The sequence below is a fragment of the Mesorhizobium robiniae genome (assembly GCF_040545535.1).
GTDB lineage: Bacteria > Pseudomonadota > Alphaproteobacteria > Rhizobiales > Rhizobiaceae > Mesorhizobium > Mesorhizobium robiniae.
In genome coordinates, this window is the sequence record NZ_JBEPMC010000003.1 from 563,679 (window position 1) to 576,886 (window position 13,208).

Annotated in this window: 14 protein-coding genes and 1 pseudogene; 5 read left to right on the forward strand and 10 right to left on the reverse strand. The window is 62.6% G+C overall.

Translation table 11 applies throughout. From position 1 onward, the window contains the following. Positions 1 to 274 precede the first annotated feature (274 nt). From ABID19_RS10870 to ABID19_RS10880, 3 genes and pseudogenes are all read left to right on the forward strand, one after another. On the forward strand, positions 275 to 2,116 hold the full coding sequence (locus ABID19_RS10870) for a DEAD/DEAH box helicase (protein ID WP_354490337.1): 1,842 nt from the start codon (positions 275 to 277) through the stop codon (positions 2,114 to 2,116). 229 nt (positions 2,117 to 2,345) lie between these two features. Continuing rightward, positions 2,346 to 3,029, forward strand: coding sequence for a DUF805 domain-containing protein (locus tag ABID19_RS10875; RefSeq protein WP_354490339.1), 684 nt, complete (start codon positions 2,346 to 2,348; stop codon positions 3,027 to 3,029). Between the two features lie 74 nt (positions 3,030 to 3,103). Continuing rightward, positions 3,104 to 3,610 (forward strand): annotated as a pseudogene (locus ABID19_RS10880) (DUF805 domain-containing protein); the annotation flags it as partial. Positions 3,611 to 3,739: 129 nt separating this feature from the next. Here the strand turns inward: ABID19_RS10880 and ABID19_RS10885 are convergent. From ABID19_RS10885 to ABID19_RS10900, 4 genes are all read right to left on the reverse strand, one after another. Further along, entirely contained in the window at positions 3,740 to 4,228 is a 489-nt protein-coding gene (locus ABID19_RS10885; protein ID WP_354490341.1) for a GNAT family N-acetyltransferase, read from the reverse strand. A 4-nt stretch (positions 4,229 to 4,232) separates the two neighbouring features. Then, the gene (gene leuB, locus ABID19_RS10890) at positions 4,233 to 5,336 is read right to left on the reverse strand and encodes a 3-isopropylmalate dehydrogenase (RefSeq protein WP_354490343.1); all 1,104 of its coding nucleotides are present in this window, start codon (positions 5,334 to 5,336) and stop codon (positions 4,233 to 4,235) included. 217 nt (positions 5,337 to 5,553) lie between these two features. Beyond that, complete coding sequence (locus ABID19_RS10895; RefSeq protein WP_354490669.1) at positions 5,554 to 5,937, reverse strand: RidA family protein; 384 nt, start codon at positions 5,935 to 5,937, stop codon at positions 5,554 to 5,556. Positions 5,938 to 6,473: 536 nt separating this feature from the next. Further along, positions 6,474 to 7,697 carry an argininosuccinate synthase gene (locus ABID19_RS10900; RefSeq protein WP_354490345.1) on the reverse strand — a complete coding sequence of 408 codons (1,224 nt, stop codon included), beginning with the start codon at positions 7,695 to 7,697 and terminating at the stop codon, positions 6,474 to 6,476. Between the two features lie 182 nt (positions 7,698 to 7,879). Here ABID19_RS10900 and ABID19_RS10905 point away from each other — a divergent pair, with 182 nt between their 5' ends. Beyond that, on the forward strand, positions 7,880 to 8,521 hold the full coding sequence (locus ABID19_RS10905) for a LysE family translocator (RefSeq protein ID WP_352936681.1): 642 nt from the start codon (positions 7,880 to 7,882) through the stop codon (positions 8,519 to 8,521). Here ABID19_RS10905 and ABID19_RS10910 read toward each other — a convergent pair. The 5 genes from ABID19_RS10910 to ABID19_RS10930 all read right to left on the reverse strand — a co-directional run bounded on the left by ABID19_RS10910 (position 8,493) and on the right by ABID19_RS10930 (position 12,010). Further along, a complete protein-coding gene (locus ABID19_RS10910) occupies positions 8,493 to 8,978 on the reverse strand; it encodes a hypothetical protein (protein WP_354490347.1) in 486 nt (161 codons plus the stop codon). The genes ABID19_RS10905 and ABID19_RS10910 overlap by 29 nt on opposite strands. Further along, positions 8,975 to 10,210: a dual-specificity RNA methyltransferase RlmN gene (rlmN, locus tag ABID19_RS10915; protein ID WP_354490349.1), complete on the reverse strand. Its 1,236-nt coding sequence runs from the start codon at positions 10,208 to 10,210 to the stop codon at positions 8,975 to 8,977. The genes ABID19_RS10910 and rlmN overlap by 4 nt, the downstream gene beginning before the upstream one ends. A gap of 193 nt (positions 10,211 to 10,403) precedes the next feature. Next, positions 10,404 to 10,907 carry an invasion associated locus B family protein gene (locus ABID19_RS10920; RefSeq protein ID WP_354490351.1) on the reverse strand — a complete coding sequence of 168 codons (504 nt, stop codon included), beginning with the start codon at positions 10,905 to 10,907 and terminating at the stop codon, positions 10,404 to 10,406. Positions 10,908 to 11,148: 241 nt separating this feature from the next. Then, positions 11,149 to 11,511, reverse strand: coding sequence for a YkvA family protein (locus tag ABID19_RS10925; protein WP_354490352.1), 363 nt, complete (start codon positions 11,509 to 11,511; stop codon positions 11,149 to 11,151). A 205-nt stretch (positions 11,512 to 11,716) separates the two neighbouring features. Further along, a complete protein-coding gene (locus ABID19_RS10930; RefSeq protein ID WP_354490354.1) occupies positions 11,717 to 12,010 on the reverse strand; it encodes a 4a-hydroxytetrahydrobiopterin dehydratase in 294 nt (97 codons plus the stop codon). Positions 12,011 to 12,063: 53 nt separating this feature from the next. Here ABID19_RS10930 and ABID19_RS10935 point away from each other — a divergent pair, with 53 nt between their 5' ends. After that, complete coding sequence (locus tag ABID19_RS10935) at positions 12,064 to 12,582, forward strand: low molecular weight protein-tyrosine-phosphatase (RefSeq protein WP_354490356.1); 519 nt, start codon at positions 12,064 to 12,066, stop codon at positions 12,580 to 12,582. On the opposite strand, the gene thpR is transcribed toward ABID19_RS10935, so the two are convergent. Further along, positions 12,486 to 13,082, reverse strand: coding sequence for an RNA 2',3'-cyclic phosphodiesterase (thpR, locus tag ABID19_RS10940; protein ID WP_354490358.1), 597 nt, complete (start codon positions 13,080 to 13,082; stop codon positions 12,486 to 12,488). The genes ABID19_RS10935 and thpR overlap by 97 nt on opposite strands. Between the last annotated feature and the right edge of the window lie 126 nt (positions 13,083 to 13,208).

Sequence of the window (13,208 nt, forward strand, 5' to 3'; positions counted from 1 at the left end):
CGACGCGTCCGGCGCAATGGTTCGCATTGCGGCCGGGGAGGTCGAATGCAAGAAGCGCCATCAAAAGGCCGCGCATCGAAACTATCCCGTTCGGTGCCGGCTTTTACGCGGTTTGCGTAAAGAGTCAATCGCGACGAGCGAGGCGGCTTGCCCTGTACAATGGCGGCGGCGCGAAGTACGAACGATTGGATCGTTTGGCTCGTGGCGCTCCCAGCGCTTGCCGACGGATGACCCATTGCCGGGCATAAAAGAATCCGAATTCCGAAAGAAGCATATGTCCAATTTCGAAGCTATCGTCCCAGCGTTGGCAAAGGCGCTGGAAAAACGCGGTTATGTCGAGCTGACGCCGGTGCAGAAGGCGGTTCTCGAGCTCGGGCAGGCCGATGCGCTGGTTTCGGCACAGACCGGCTCCGGTAAGACCGTCGCTTTCGGGCTGGCTCTGGCGCCGACGCTTCTCGACGGCGCGGAACGCTTCCCCCACGCCGCAGCACCGCTGGCGCTGGCCGTGGCGCCGACGCGCGAACTCGCCCTGCAAGTGACGCGCGAACTGGAATGGCTCTACGAACTGACCGGCGCAGCGATCGCGTCCTGCGTCGGCGGTATGGACATGCGCACCGAGCGGCGCGCGCTGGAACGCGGCGCCCACATCGTCGTCGGCACACCCGGCCGGCTGCGCGACCATATTACCCGCAATTCGCTCGACATGTCGGCGCTCAAGGCCGTGGTGCTCGATGAAGCCGACGAGATGCTCGATCTCGGCTTTCGCGAGGATCTGGAATTCATCCTCGACGCTGCCCCCGCCGAGCGCCGCACGCTGATGTTTTCGGCCACCGTGCCGCGCTCCATCGCCACGCTGGCCAAGGGCTACCAGCGCGATGCGGTGCGCATCTCGGCTGGCGGCGAGGAGAAGCAGCATCTCGACATCGAATACCGGGCGCTGAGCGTAGCTCAGGCCGACCGGGAAAACGCCATCATCAACGTGCTGCGCTATTACGAGGCGAAGAACGCACTGGTGTTCTGCAACACGCGCGCTGCCGTCAATCACCTGACCGCGCGCTTCAACAACCGCAACTTTTCCGTCGTCGCGCTTTCGGGCGAACTAAGCCAGAACGAGCGCAGCCACGCGCTGCAGGCGATGCGCGACGGCCGCGCCAAGGTCTGCATCGCCACCGACGTGGCGGCGCGCGGCATCGACCTGCCCAACCTCGAACTGGTGATCCACGCCGACCTGCCGACCAATCCGGAGACGCTCCTGCACCGAAGCGGGCGGACCGGACGGGCGGGACGCAAGGGCGTCAGCGCGCTGATCGTGCCCAACAATGCCCGCAGGCGCACCGAACGGCTGCTGCAAAGCGCCGGCCTTGCGGCGACGTGGGCGAGCCCGCCTTCGGCCGACGACGTTCTGCGCCGCGACGACGAGCGCATCCTCGCCGACCCGGTCTTCAGCGAACCTGTGACGGACGATGAGCGCGGGTTCGTCAGCACGCTTCTCGACCAACGTGGCGCCGAACTGGTGGCGGCGGCCTTCGTGCGTCTCTGCCGCTCCAGCCGCTCGGCGCCCGAGGATCTTCTAGACGTCGCTCCGTTCACGCCGTCGGGCGACAAGTTTGCGCGCAGGGACGAGGCGCCAAGCCGGCGCGACGATTTCGGCGGCAGCGTCTGGTTTTCGCTGTCGGTGGGGCGCCGGCAGAATGCCGAGCCGCGCTGGCTGATCCCGATGCTGTGCCGGACAGGCGGCATCAGCAAGCGCGAGATCGGCGCCATCAAGATGCAGCCGGAAGAAACCTTCGTGCAGATCGCCGCCGATTGGGCCGACCGGTTTGTCCAGGCGATCGGCCCGGACCGCAAGCTGCAGAACAATATCACAGTGAAGCGGCTGGACGGCACGCCCGACCTGTCGCGGGCCGGCTATCAGGAACCACGGCCGGACAAGAAGCCGCATCGTGGCAAGCGGACGTTCGACCAGAACGCGCCCAAATTCGAGAAGCGCGCACCGTCAGCCGACCAGCGCCCCGCCGCGTTCGAGGCAAAGCCCTGGGCCGGGAAACAGGCCAAGCCGAAATTCGACAAGGCCGGACCCGCCAAGAACAAGAAATCGAAGAAGCGGCCGGCTTAGTTCCTCTACACGGCGATCCTGACAGCTCGATCGGTGGTTTCCGTGGCAATCGCAAACCTCTACGATTGACCGGAACATCCCTCGCTTCGTTTTCCCAAGGTCTGCGCTCCGCCCTGGAATCACGAAAAGCGCGGCGGCCTGCTCGTAGCCGACGCACTGTCTTTCGCACACCCCTTGCGATCTGCCGGAACTTTGAACAGTCTGGCGGGACGCGAATGGGGGGCAGGGCATGCGCGGCGAAGTGCTTCACTATGACGAGGACCAGGGCTTTGGTTTCATCACCGGGGCCGACGGCAACCGCTACACTTTCGCGCGCGAGGATCTGCGCCAAGAGGCGTCGATGGTCAGGGGCACGGCCGTCGAATTCCAGTCGGCTGGCGGACGGGCCCGCGTCGTTTTTTCGGTCCGCGCCGAAACCGCCAACCCGCCTGCCGACGCCGTAACCGCTGCCTCATCTCAGGCCGGCAAAGCGCCCTGGGCGCCGCAACGTTTCGGCCGTTTCGCTGAAAATGGTCCCGCCACCAGCCTGTGGAGCTACTTCTGGCGGGGCATGACCGAAAATTACTTCAACTTCGCCGGCCGCGCCCGCCGCAAGGAATATTGGGGTTATCTCCTGTTCTGGACGATCGCGCTGATAGTGGTCGTCGGCATTGGCCTCCTCATCGACGACTCCATGGGCAATATCGACGAGTTGCCGGCAGTGACGATCGGCCTTTGCGGCGTGTTTGTGCTGGCGACAATCCTGCCATGGATCGGACTGAACGTGCGGCGCCTGCATGACATCGGCTTGACCGGCTGGCTTTTTCTGGTGGTGTTCATCCCGACCATTGGCGGGCTGATCGTCCTGGTCTTCGCGCTGGTCCCGTCGCAGGCGCGTGAAAACCAGTGGGGCTCGGTGCCGGCGGGCATCTAGCCTAATGCGTGTATCTTGCAACGTCACGCAACTCTTGGTAGTATCAAGGCGGCACAGTATTTGGGGGCAAGGCAATGCGCGGCACGGTTTATCATTATGACCAGGATCAGGGTTTTGGATACATCAATGGGGCCGACGGCAAGCGTTACATCGTCGGGCATGAGGATCTGAGTCCCGGCGTGGGGTTGGTCAGAGGCGCGCCCGTCGAGTTTCAGCCGGACGATGGGACTGCGCGCGCCGTCATTGCAGGAAGGCCAAGCGCTGCCGAATCCAGCAGCCTCGTTCCCCGTGGCGTTGGACCGGCCCAATCCACCACCGGATTATGGACGTATTTCTGGCGCGCATTCAAAGTGAGACATGTCAGCTTCACCGGCCGCGCCCGCCGCAAGGAATTTTGGGGCTTTTTTCTGTTCACGCTGATCGTGTTCTTCGCCCTTGTTGCGTTCGGCGTTCTCATCAATGCAGCGATCACAGCTATCGGAGGCGACCTGGAGTTTGGAGCTTTGGGTTATGCGCCAGCCTTCGTGTTCCTGCTTCTGACTGTCCTGCCGTGGTTTGCCCTTATGGTACGACGCCTGCACGACATCGGCCTGAGCGGCTGGTTCGTTTTGCTGTACTTCGTTCCTGGCTTCAACACGCTGGCGTGTTGGCCCTTGGGCTTATCCCATCCAAGGTCGGCGAAAACCCTTGGGGGCCGGTGCCGGCGGGTGTCAGGATTTAGTCGCGATCGCCTTCAGCGTCTCGCCCGACAGCCTGAGAAAGATCTTCTGGCCGTGCCGCTCGGCACCCAGCCCGTCATAGAAGCGCAGCGCACCTTCGTTCCAGTCCTCAGTGGTCAGGTCGATGCGGCCGATGCCTTCACGCAGGCAATGGCCGGCGAGAAAGCCGATTAGCGCCCGACCGATACCCGCGTTGCGGGCATTCTCGCGCACGAACAGGTCCTTGAGAAACAGCAGCCGCTCAAGATCAATGCCAGGATGCGCTATGGCAACCGAGGCCAGCCCGCAAACTTCTCCGTCGACGAAGGCGAGCGCGAAATGCGGATAGGCCGGGCTTTCCTGGCCGAGCCATTTCTGCGCCGCCGACAGCGCCCGGTCGGCATCGAGCGGCGGCTGCTGGTAATGCACCGCCACCTCGCACAGCATGACGGCAAGCGCCGTCGCTTCTTCGGTCGTCGCCCAGCGAACGTCGACCGCCACAGGCTCAGCCCAGGAACTTGGCGATGATCGCATCGCCCATCTGAGTGGTGCCGACCTCGGTCATGCCCTCGGACAAGATGTCCTTGGTACGAAGGCCGTCGTCTAGCACGGCGGCGATCGCGCTTTCCAGGCGGTCGGCTTCAGCCACCATTCCGAAGGAATAGCGCAGGCACATGGCGAAGGAGGCGATCATGGCGATCGGGTTGGCGATGCCTTTGCCAGCAATGTCGGGCGCCGAGCCATGCACCGGCTCGTAGAGCGCCTTGCGCTTCTTCGTCTTGGCATCCGGCGCGCCGAGCGACGCCGAAGGCAGCATGCCGATCGAGCCGGTCAGCATGGCGGCGATGTCCGACAGCATGTCGCCGAACAGATTGTCGGTGACGATGACGTCGAACTGCTTGGGCCAGCGCACCAATTGCATGCCGCCGGCGTCGGCCAGCATGTGATCGAGCTTGACGTCGGCATATCTGGCCTTGTGGGTCTGGGTGACGACCTCGTTCCACAACACGCCTGACTTCATCACATTGCGCTTTTCCATCGAGGTGACGTGGTTCTTGCGTGTCCGTGCCAGTTCGAAGGCAACGCCCGAAATACGCTCGATCTCGAACGTGTCGTAGACCTGTGTGTCGATGCCGCGCTTCTGGCCGTTGCCGAGATCGATGATCTGCTTGGGCTCGCCGAAATAGACGCCGCCGGTGAGCTCGCGCACGATCAGAATATCGAGCCCTTCGACCACGTCCTGCTTGAGCGAGGAGGACGCCGCCAGCGCCGGATAGCAGATGGCCGGTCTGAGATTGGCGAACAGCTCCATGTCCTTGCGCAGCCGCAGCAGTCCCGCCTCCGGGCGCACTTCATACGGCACGGCATCCCATTTCGGCCCGCCGACGGCGCCGAACAGCACCGCGTCGGCAGCCATCGCCTTGTCAATGTCGGCATCGGAAATCGCCGCGCCATGTGCGTCATAGGCACAGCCACCGACCAGCCCCTCATCGGTGACGAAACCACTGCCGAGCTTGTCGTTCATGGCTGATATCAGCTTCTTCACCTCGGCCATGGCCTCGGGGCCGATGCCGTCGCCGGCGAGCAGGAGAAGATTTTTCGAAGCCATCAGAGCCGTCCTAATCGTGGCGCATGACCCCGAAATCGGAATCGATTTCGGAAAGGATCATGCGCAGAACCAAAATTCTACAGCGTCCTTTGCGCGTCCAAAAGGACGCGCGGCGCTGTCGTGAGCCGCGGCCTTGCTAAACGCCAAGCGGGCTATGCGCAAGCTTTTGGTTCAGAGCATCTTTGGGGACCCTTGGCGCCCCGTACCGTCGCCGCGCTCAGGTCGTGCGCCTGAGCGCCGTCACTTCGATCTCGATCTTCATTTCCGGCTTGTTGAGCTGGCAGATGATCATTGTTGCCGCCGGCCTGATGTCGCCAAAGGCTTCACCGAGGATCGGAAAGACGATGTCCACGAAAGCCGCGTCGGTGATGTAGTAATGCGCACGCACCACATCGGCCATCTCGAAGCCGCCGTCCTGCAGCGCCTTGGCGATCGTCGCCAGGCAATTGCGCGTCTGCGCCTCGACCGTCTCCGGCATCGACATCGTCGCATAGTCGTAGCCGGTCGTTCCGGAAACGAAACACCAGTCGCCTTGCACCACGGCGCGCGAATAACCGGCAGCCTTCTCGAACGGCGAACCGGTGGAGATCAGTTTTCGCATGGATTTCCTCGCGTATTCCTCAGGCGATAGTGAGCTGAAGATGAGCCTTTCGGCCATGGGCCAGAAGGGGTGGATCGACAGTGCAAAACCGTTATAGGCCGGCCCGCTAGCCCGGCATTTGATCAGCGTAGCGAAGACGAGCGAGGCGGGATCGAATTCCTCCGCAAGGCCAACCAGAAACGCCAGCGGAACAGGCATCGGCCAACGCAGCGTGGTCTCCGTCCCAAGTCCATAAAGCACTAGTTCCCAACACATTGGCTTCTAACAGATTGGAAGCCGACCGGCAGCGAACGTCGATAGTTCAGCGGCGAATTTCAGTGGCAGGTCGCAAACTTTCGAGATTGGCAGAAACATCCAATCCACTTCGTCATCCCAGGGTCTCCGCGACGTCGCTTCGCTCCTGCTCCGCCCTAGGATGACGAAGGTATGGGTGGCTAATCGCAAATGTTGGAGACTGGCGGATGTGGGCCGCCAACGACTGCCCACAGTCCTTTCGAGCTCAGCCAAAGAGCCAAATCCCTCTGCGCAGAGACTGGCTAGCCTTTTCGACTACGCGCTGCCAGCGTCCGCAACCTTAGCGCGTTGAGGCGGATGAAGCCTTCGGCGTCCTTTTGGTCGTAGGCGCCGCGGTCGTCCTCGAAGGTGACCAGCGCATCGGAATAGAGCGTCTTCTTCGATTTGCGGCCGGTGACGATGACGTTGCCCTTGTAGAGTTTTAGCCGCACCGTGCCTTCGACATCTTCCTGGCTCTTGTCGATCATCGCCTGCAGCATCAGGCGCTCGGGCGCAAACCAGAAGCCGTTGTAGATCAGCTCGGCGTAGCGCGGCATGAACTCGTCCTTGAGGTGGGCGGCGCCACGGTCGAGCGTGATCGATTCGATCGCCCGGTGGGCTGATATAAGGATCGTGCCGCCGGGGGTCTCGTAGACGCCGCGCGATTTCATGCCGACGAAACGGTTCTCGACGAGGTCGAGCCGGCCGATGCCATTGTCGCGGCCGAGATCGTTGAGCGCAGCCAGCATCGTCGCTGGTGACAGCTTCTTGCCATCGAGCGCGATTGGATCACCCCTCAGGAATTCGATTTCGATCTCGGTGACCTTATCAGGCGCGTCCATCGGCGAGACGGTGCGCTGGTGGACGAATTCCGGCGGCTCGCTCCAGGGGTCCTCCAGCACTTTGCCTTCCGAGGAAGAATGCAGAAGATTGGCATCGACCGAGAACGGCGCCTCACCCTTTTTGTCCTTCGGCACCGGTATCTGGTGCTGCTCGGCGAAGTTGATCAGGTCGGTGCGCGACTTGAACGACCAGTCGCGCCATGGCGCGATGACCTTGATGTCGGGGTTTAACGCATAGGCCGAAAGCTCGAAACGGACCTGGTCGTTGCCTTTGCCGGTGGCGCCGTGGGCAATCGCATCGGCGCCGGTCTCTTTGGCGATCTCGACGAGGTGCTTCGAGATCAGCGGCCGGGCGATCGACGTGCCGAGCAAGTAGGTGCCTTCATAGACGGCGTTGGCGCGAAACATCGGGAAGACGAAGTCGGAAACGAACTCCTCGCGCACATCCACAATGCGGATGTCCTTGATGCCCATCATTTCGGCCTTGCGCCGCGCCGGCTCCAACTCGCCGCCCTGGCCGAGGTCGGCGGTGAAGGTGACGACTTCGGCGCCGAGTTCGGTCTGCAGCCATTTCAGGATGATGGAGGTGTCGAGGCCGCCGGAATAGGCGAGCACGACTTTCTTGACGGCTTTTGCTTTTGACATTTTCGGCGGTTCCGCGACGGGGTTCTTCGCGGGCGAGGTATCACGCCGGTTCCGGCTAGCGCAAGGGACGAACAGTCCCCCGGTCGCTGCTGGCATACTGGACCAGACCCTGCGCTGGCCGTAAGCTGGCGCCGGCTTGGCACCTGCGCTATAGGCTTCAACTCCTTATCCAGGGGCCGACCATGTCCTTCATTCCCGATACCACCACGCTGATCCAGTTCGCCATCGCCACCTTCATCCTGGCGATCACGCCGGGGCCTGACATGACATTGTTCGTCTCGCGCACGCTGAGCCAAGGGCGCGCCGCCGGTTTTGCCTCGATGGCCGGCGCGCTGTGCGGCACGCTGATCCACACGACGCTGGTGGTGGTCGGCATCTCGGCGCTGATCGTCGCCTCGCCGATGGCCTTCCTCGTGCTCAAGCTGTTTGGCGCCGGCTATCTCGTCTTCCTGGCGTGGCAGGCAATCACCAAGGGGTCGGCGTTTTCGCCGGAGAAGAAAAGCGGCCCGCAGATTTCGTTGTTTCGCAGCTGGGCGGCCGGGCTCGGCGTCAATCTGCTCAACCCGAAGATCATCCTGTTCTTCATGACCTTCCTGCCGCAATTCGTCTCCGCGCATGATCCGAACGCGCCCGGAAAGCTGTTCTTCCTCGGCGCGATGTTCGTGGTGCTGTCGATCCCGGTGACGGCGCCGATGGTGTTTGCAGCAGAAAAATTCTCGGCGGCTATGAAGACCAGCCCGCGCGTGACGCGCGTCGTCGACTATCTGTTCGCCGGGGTGTTCTCGGCCTTTGCGCTCAAGATCCTGACCGCCCAGGCGAAGTAGGCGCGGACCTGCCGGCTTGCCGCCAGCTTCCGGCTGAGCGCCCGGCGCTCAGCCAGTAGAAAATGCCGCCGACCATGCCGCAGCCGATCACGGCAGCGGCGACGCGTGGATCAGTGATCTCGAAATTGGCATCGGCGGTCTGGAAGGCAAAGCCGAGGAAGACCGCTGCGACCGCCGCACCCGCCAGTGCATAGAACAGCCAGTCGCGCCGTCCGAGGATCTCGGAAACGAGGATGGCGATGGCCGCCGGCATAAAGGCGAAATAGGCGACGAACAAAGCAACGAAGGGGACGGAAAACCACAGCGAGGCCTGCGCCGCCGGTTGCGTCTCGTCCGTCATCAGCCCAAGCGACGCCAGGAACATGATGTTGAGGAAGGCGCTTGCCGCCAGCGAGGCGACGCCATAGCCGATCAGGATGACGGCAAAGCGGATGAGATAAGCGACAAGGCGGTTCACGCCTCGCCATGCCCCGCGATCATCATCGCTTCCAGCGCCAGCCGGTCGACCTTGCGCATCCGCTCGGATTCCGACTTGAGCTGGCCGCAGGCGGCGAGGATGTCGCGGCCGCGCGGCGTGCGGATCGGCGAAGCATAGCCGGCATTGTTGATGTAGTCGGCGAATTTCTCGATCGTCTCCCAGTCCGAGCACTGATAGTTGGTGCCCGGCCATGGGTTGAACGGGATCAGGTTGATCTTGGCCGGAATGCCTTTGAGCAGCTTGATCAGCCCCCTGGCGTCCTCGATCGAATCGTTGACGTCCTTCAGCATCACATATTCGAAGGTGATCCGGCGGGCGTTCGACAGGCCGGGATAGGCGCGGCAGGCGGCGATCAGCTCCTTCAACGGATACTTCTTGTTGATCGGCACCAAAAGGTCGCGCAGATCGTCATTGGTGGCATGCAGCGAGATCGCCAGCATGACGCCGATCTCCTCGCCGGTGCGGAAGATCTCCGGCACGACGCCGGAGGTCGACAGCGTGATGCGGCGCTTTGACAAGGAAAGCCCGTCACCGTCCGAAGCGATCAGCAGTGCCTTCTTCACCGCCTCGAAATTGTAGAGCGGCTCGCCCATGCCCATCATGACAATGTTGGAGACTTTGCGACCCTCGGCCGGCACGATGGCGCCGTCCGGCGTGTCGCGATCTGGGAAATCGCCGAGCCGATCGCGGGCGGTCAGGAGTTGAGCCAGGATTTCCTCGGCGGTGAGGTTGCGCACCAGCTTTTGCGTGCCGGTGTGGCAGAAGGAGCAGGTCAGCGTGCAGCCGACCTGCGATGAGATGCAAAGCGTGCCGCGGCCTTCTTCGGGAATGTAGACGGTCTCGATCTCGACCGGCCGGCCGGCGCCGCGCGGCGGAAAGCGGAACAGCCATTTGCGCGTGCCATCGGAGGAAATCTGCTCCTCGACGATCTCGGGCCTGGCGACGGTGAAATGCCTGTCGAGTTCCGCCCGCAGATCCTTGGAGATGTTGAACATGCCGGCAAAGTTGGAGACGCCGCGCACATACATCCAGTGCCAGAGTTGCTGGGCGCGCATCTTGGCCTGGCGCTCCGGCACGATGCCCGATGCAACGAGGGCCGCACCAAGCTCGGCACGCGTCAGGCCGATCAGCGACGGCTTTTCGGCCGGCATGGCGCGGGCGCGCAACGCGTCACGGGCGCCGTCAGTGGTAAGATCGAATGAAAGGGTCATTGTTGCACTGATATAAGCGATTTGCGGCCGATTACAGCATCGTGCCCGAAATGAAGCGCGGCGCATAGCACAGGTTGATGGCGGAGTCATGGGCCGCGGCGCGGCAAGGCTCGCCGCAATGTGCCGGCCGGCGGCGCTTCAAAAGCAAAAAGCCGGGCTTGCGGCCCGGCCCTTACTCAAACTCTACCTATGGCTATTTGCACCTGGCGATCGACGACAGCGCCGCCGAAATGCCTTTCAGCGAAAAAACATAGGTGGTGGTGTTGCCGCGGCCGGACTTCGCCTGCACCTTCATGTCGCTGCCGGACTTCATCGCGGCGATGAGCACCGGCTCCTCGGCGGCGTTCTCGACCCAGGCCGACTTGCCGCGGGTAAACATCGAGAAGCTTTTGCCGTCGATGGTGACGGTGGCCTTGGAGTTTTCCTGGAAATTGTAGCCGGCGATGAATTGCGGCTCGTAAGATACTTGCTGCCCCGGTCGCTGGCTGACGAAGAAGAACATGTCGCCATGGTCGAGCGTCGGCGGCTGCTTGTCGGTCGGCACGGTCAACACATAGCAGACCTTGCCGCCCGACGCCTGGTAGCTGTAGGTGCCCCAGGCATTGTGCTGGCCGATCTTGGTCGCCGACTGCGCCAGTGCCGGCGCTGTCATGGCCACCAGGACCAGGCTCGAAATTGTAGCAATCAATCCGCGCATCGCTTTTCCCGTATATTCCAAATGGTGCGGAAGCAGGCCGGCTCGGCGTCCTGCCCGTCGCTTCATTTTGATTTAATCTGGGTTACCAAACGGTGAACTTCCCTTGGGAAAAGGACTTCCACCCCGGAAACCGCCGCCATCCTTGCTCCCGTCGCTCGAAAAGCGGCAGTTGCAACGTCCCTTTCGCGACTTGGAGGCCACGAAAGCGGCAAGAGTTTGACTTTTCTGCCTTATCGCCGGCTCAGCTGTTGTCGGCAATCGCCTGCCTGGCGGCGAGCCGGTGCGCTGGTGTGATGTGGGCTTTGACGGTGGTGATAGCGGCGGTCAGCACGGCGATGTCGTCGGTAAAGCCCAGCCCGAAGACGAAGTCGGGGATGACGTCGGTAGGCAGCACGAAGTAACCGAGCGCGGCCACCAGGATGCCCTTGGCGCGCAGCGGTGTGTTCTTGTCCATGGCGCAGTAGTAGGCGGCGACCAACTCTTCCATGAATGGGATCTGCCGGGCAGCCCTCTTGGCCGTGTGCCAAAATTTCGCGCGCACTTCGCTCTCGTCGCTTGGCTTGCCGCCAAAGCCGAAGAAATCAAAACCGGATTTTTGCGCCATCAGTGTCTCCTAAACGAGCCTGCGCATGTCGTTACACGCGCGCCTGCCAGCGGCAAATGTGGTAAAAGCGCCAGTCCACTACAAGAGCTCGGCCGTTCTCCGGACTGAAAATCGGATTGGTCTTTGCCGCGCTAACCCACGGTTCAGGTGATGCTGGCCTTAAATGGGTAGCAAGGGGCTACGGCGTCGACAGATCTCCGGCGCTCTAATCGAAATAGCGGTTCATCTTCCTGGCCAGTTCGAAATCGAGCGCGGTCAGGCCGCCGGCATCATGGGTATTGAGCGTAACGTTCACGGTCTTGTAGACATTCGACCAGTCGGGGTGATGGTCCATCTTCTCCGCCGCCAGGGCGACGCGGGTCATGAAGGCGAAGGCTTCGGAGAAGTTCTCGAAGGTGAAGGTGCGCGCGATCGAGCCGCCATCGCTGGCCAGCGACCAGCCATCGAGGCCGGCCAGCGCCTCGGCGACTGCGTCCCGGCTTAGTTTCTCTCTCGCCATGTTCGGTTCCCGTGCTATCTGGAGTTCGCAGTCTTCAGCATAATGCCGGATCGATGAGCGCGAAGCCGATAAAATCCATTCTTTTCGTCTGTCTCGGCAATATCTGCCGCTCGCCGTTGGCAGAGGGCGTGTTGCGCGCCGTCCTGGCGGAGCGCGGTCTCGATCGGGAGATCCTGCTCGATTCGGCCGGAACAAGCGACTGGGAAGCCGGCTCGGCACCCGACCCGCGCTCGGTATCGATCGCAGAGCGGCACGGCATCGATATTTCCACGCAGCGGGCGCGCAAGCTGACGCTGGACGATTTTTCGCGCTTCGACCTCATTCTCGCCATGGACCGATCGAATCTCCGGGATCTGAAAGCGCTGGTGCCTGCCGCCATGCGCGACCGTGTTCATCTGTTCCTGGAGTTCGCGCAGGGAAGGGTGAGCGACGTGCCGGACCCTTATCGCGAGGGGCCGGAAGCGTTTGCCTCGGTCTACCGCATGATCCGCGAAACGTCGGAGGCGCTGGCGACGCGGCTCGAAGCGCGGGCATCGACGCCCGACAGCGGCCAGGCCTCCTCGACGATGTAGGGTCCGCCGCCGACCGAATCGCGCGATGACATCAGGACGAACCGGCCGACGCGGAACGGCAGCGTCGAAAAATTGCCGCGCGCCGACAGATATTGGGCGACGTCGAGCGGGCTCGAATTGCGTAGGCGGGCCAGCGTTACGTGCGGCATGAACTTACGCGGATCGGCGGGGATGCCGAGGCGCTGGCAAATGCGCTCGATCTCGGCCTGCAGGGCCGAAAGATCGGGCGAGGCGGATACGCCGGCCCACACCGCATGCGGTTTTTTCTGGCCGAAGGCGCCGACGCCGGACAGCGTCAGCGAGAAGGACGGGCGGTGGACACGGTCGAGCGCGTTGGCGATCTCGTCGGCGACATGGCCCTCGACATCCCCGATGAAGCGCAGCGTCATGTGATAGTTTTCGACGTCGATCCAGCGGGCCCCGGGCAGGCCGCCCCGGAGCAGGGACAGCGAAAGGGCGGCATCACGCGGTATTTCGAGGGCGGTGAAAAGACGCGGCATGGCAAGCCTCCTGTCCTCGAATCGAACTCTCGTCCCTAGCGAATCATCGATGATCGAGCGGGGCAAGTGGTTTGTTGGTCGCAGGCCCGCCTAAAATCTTCCCGGGGAAGGCATGACCCATCGCGA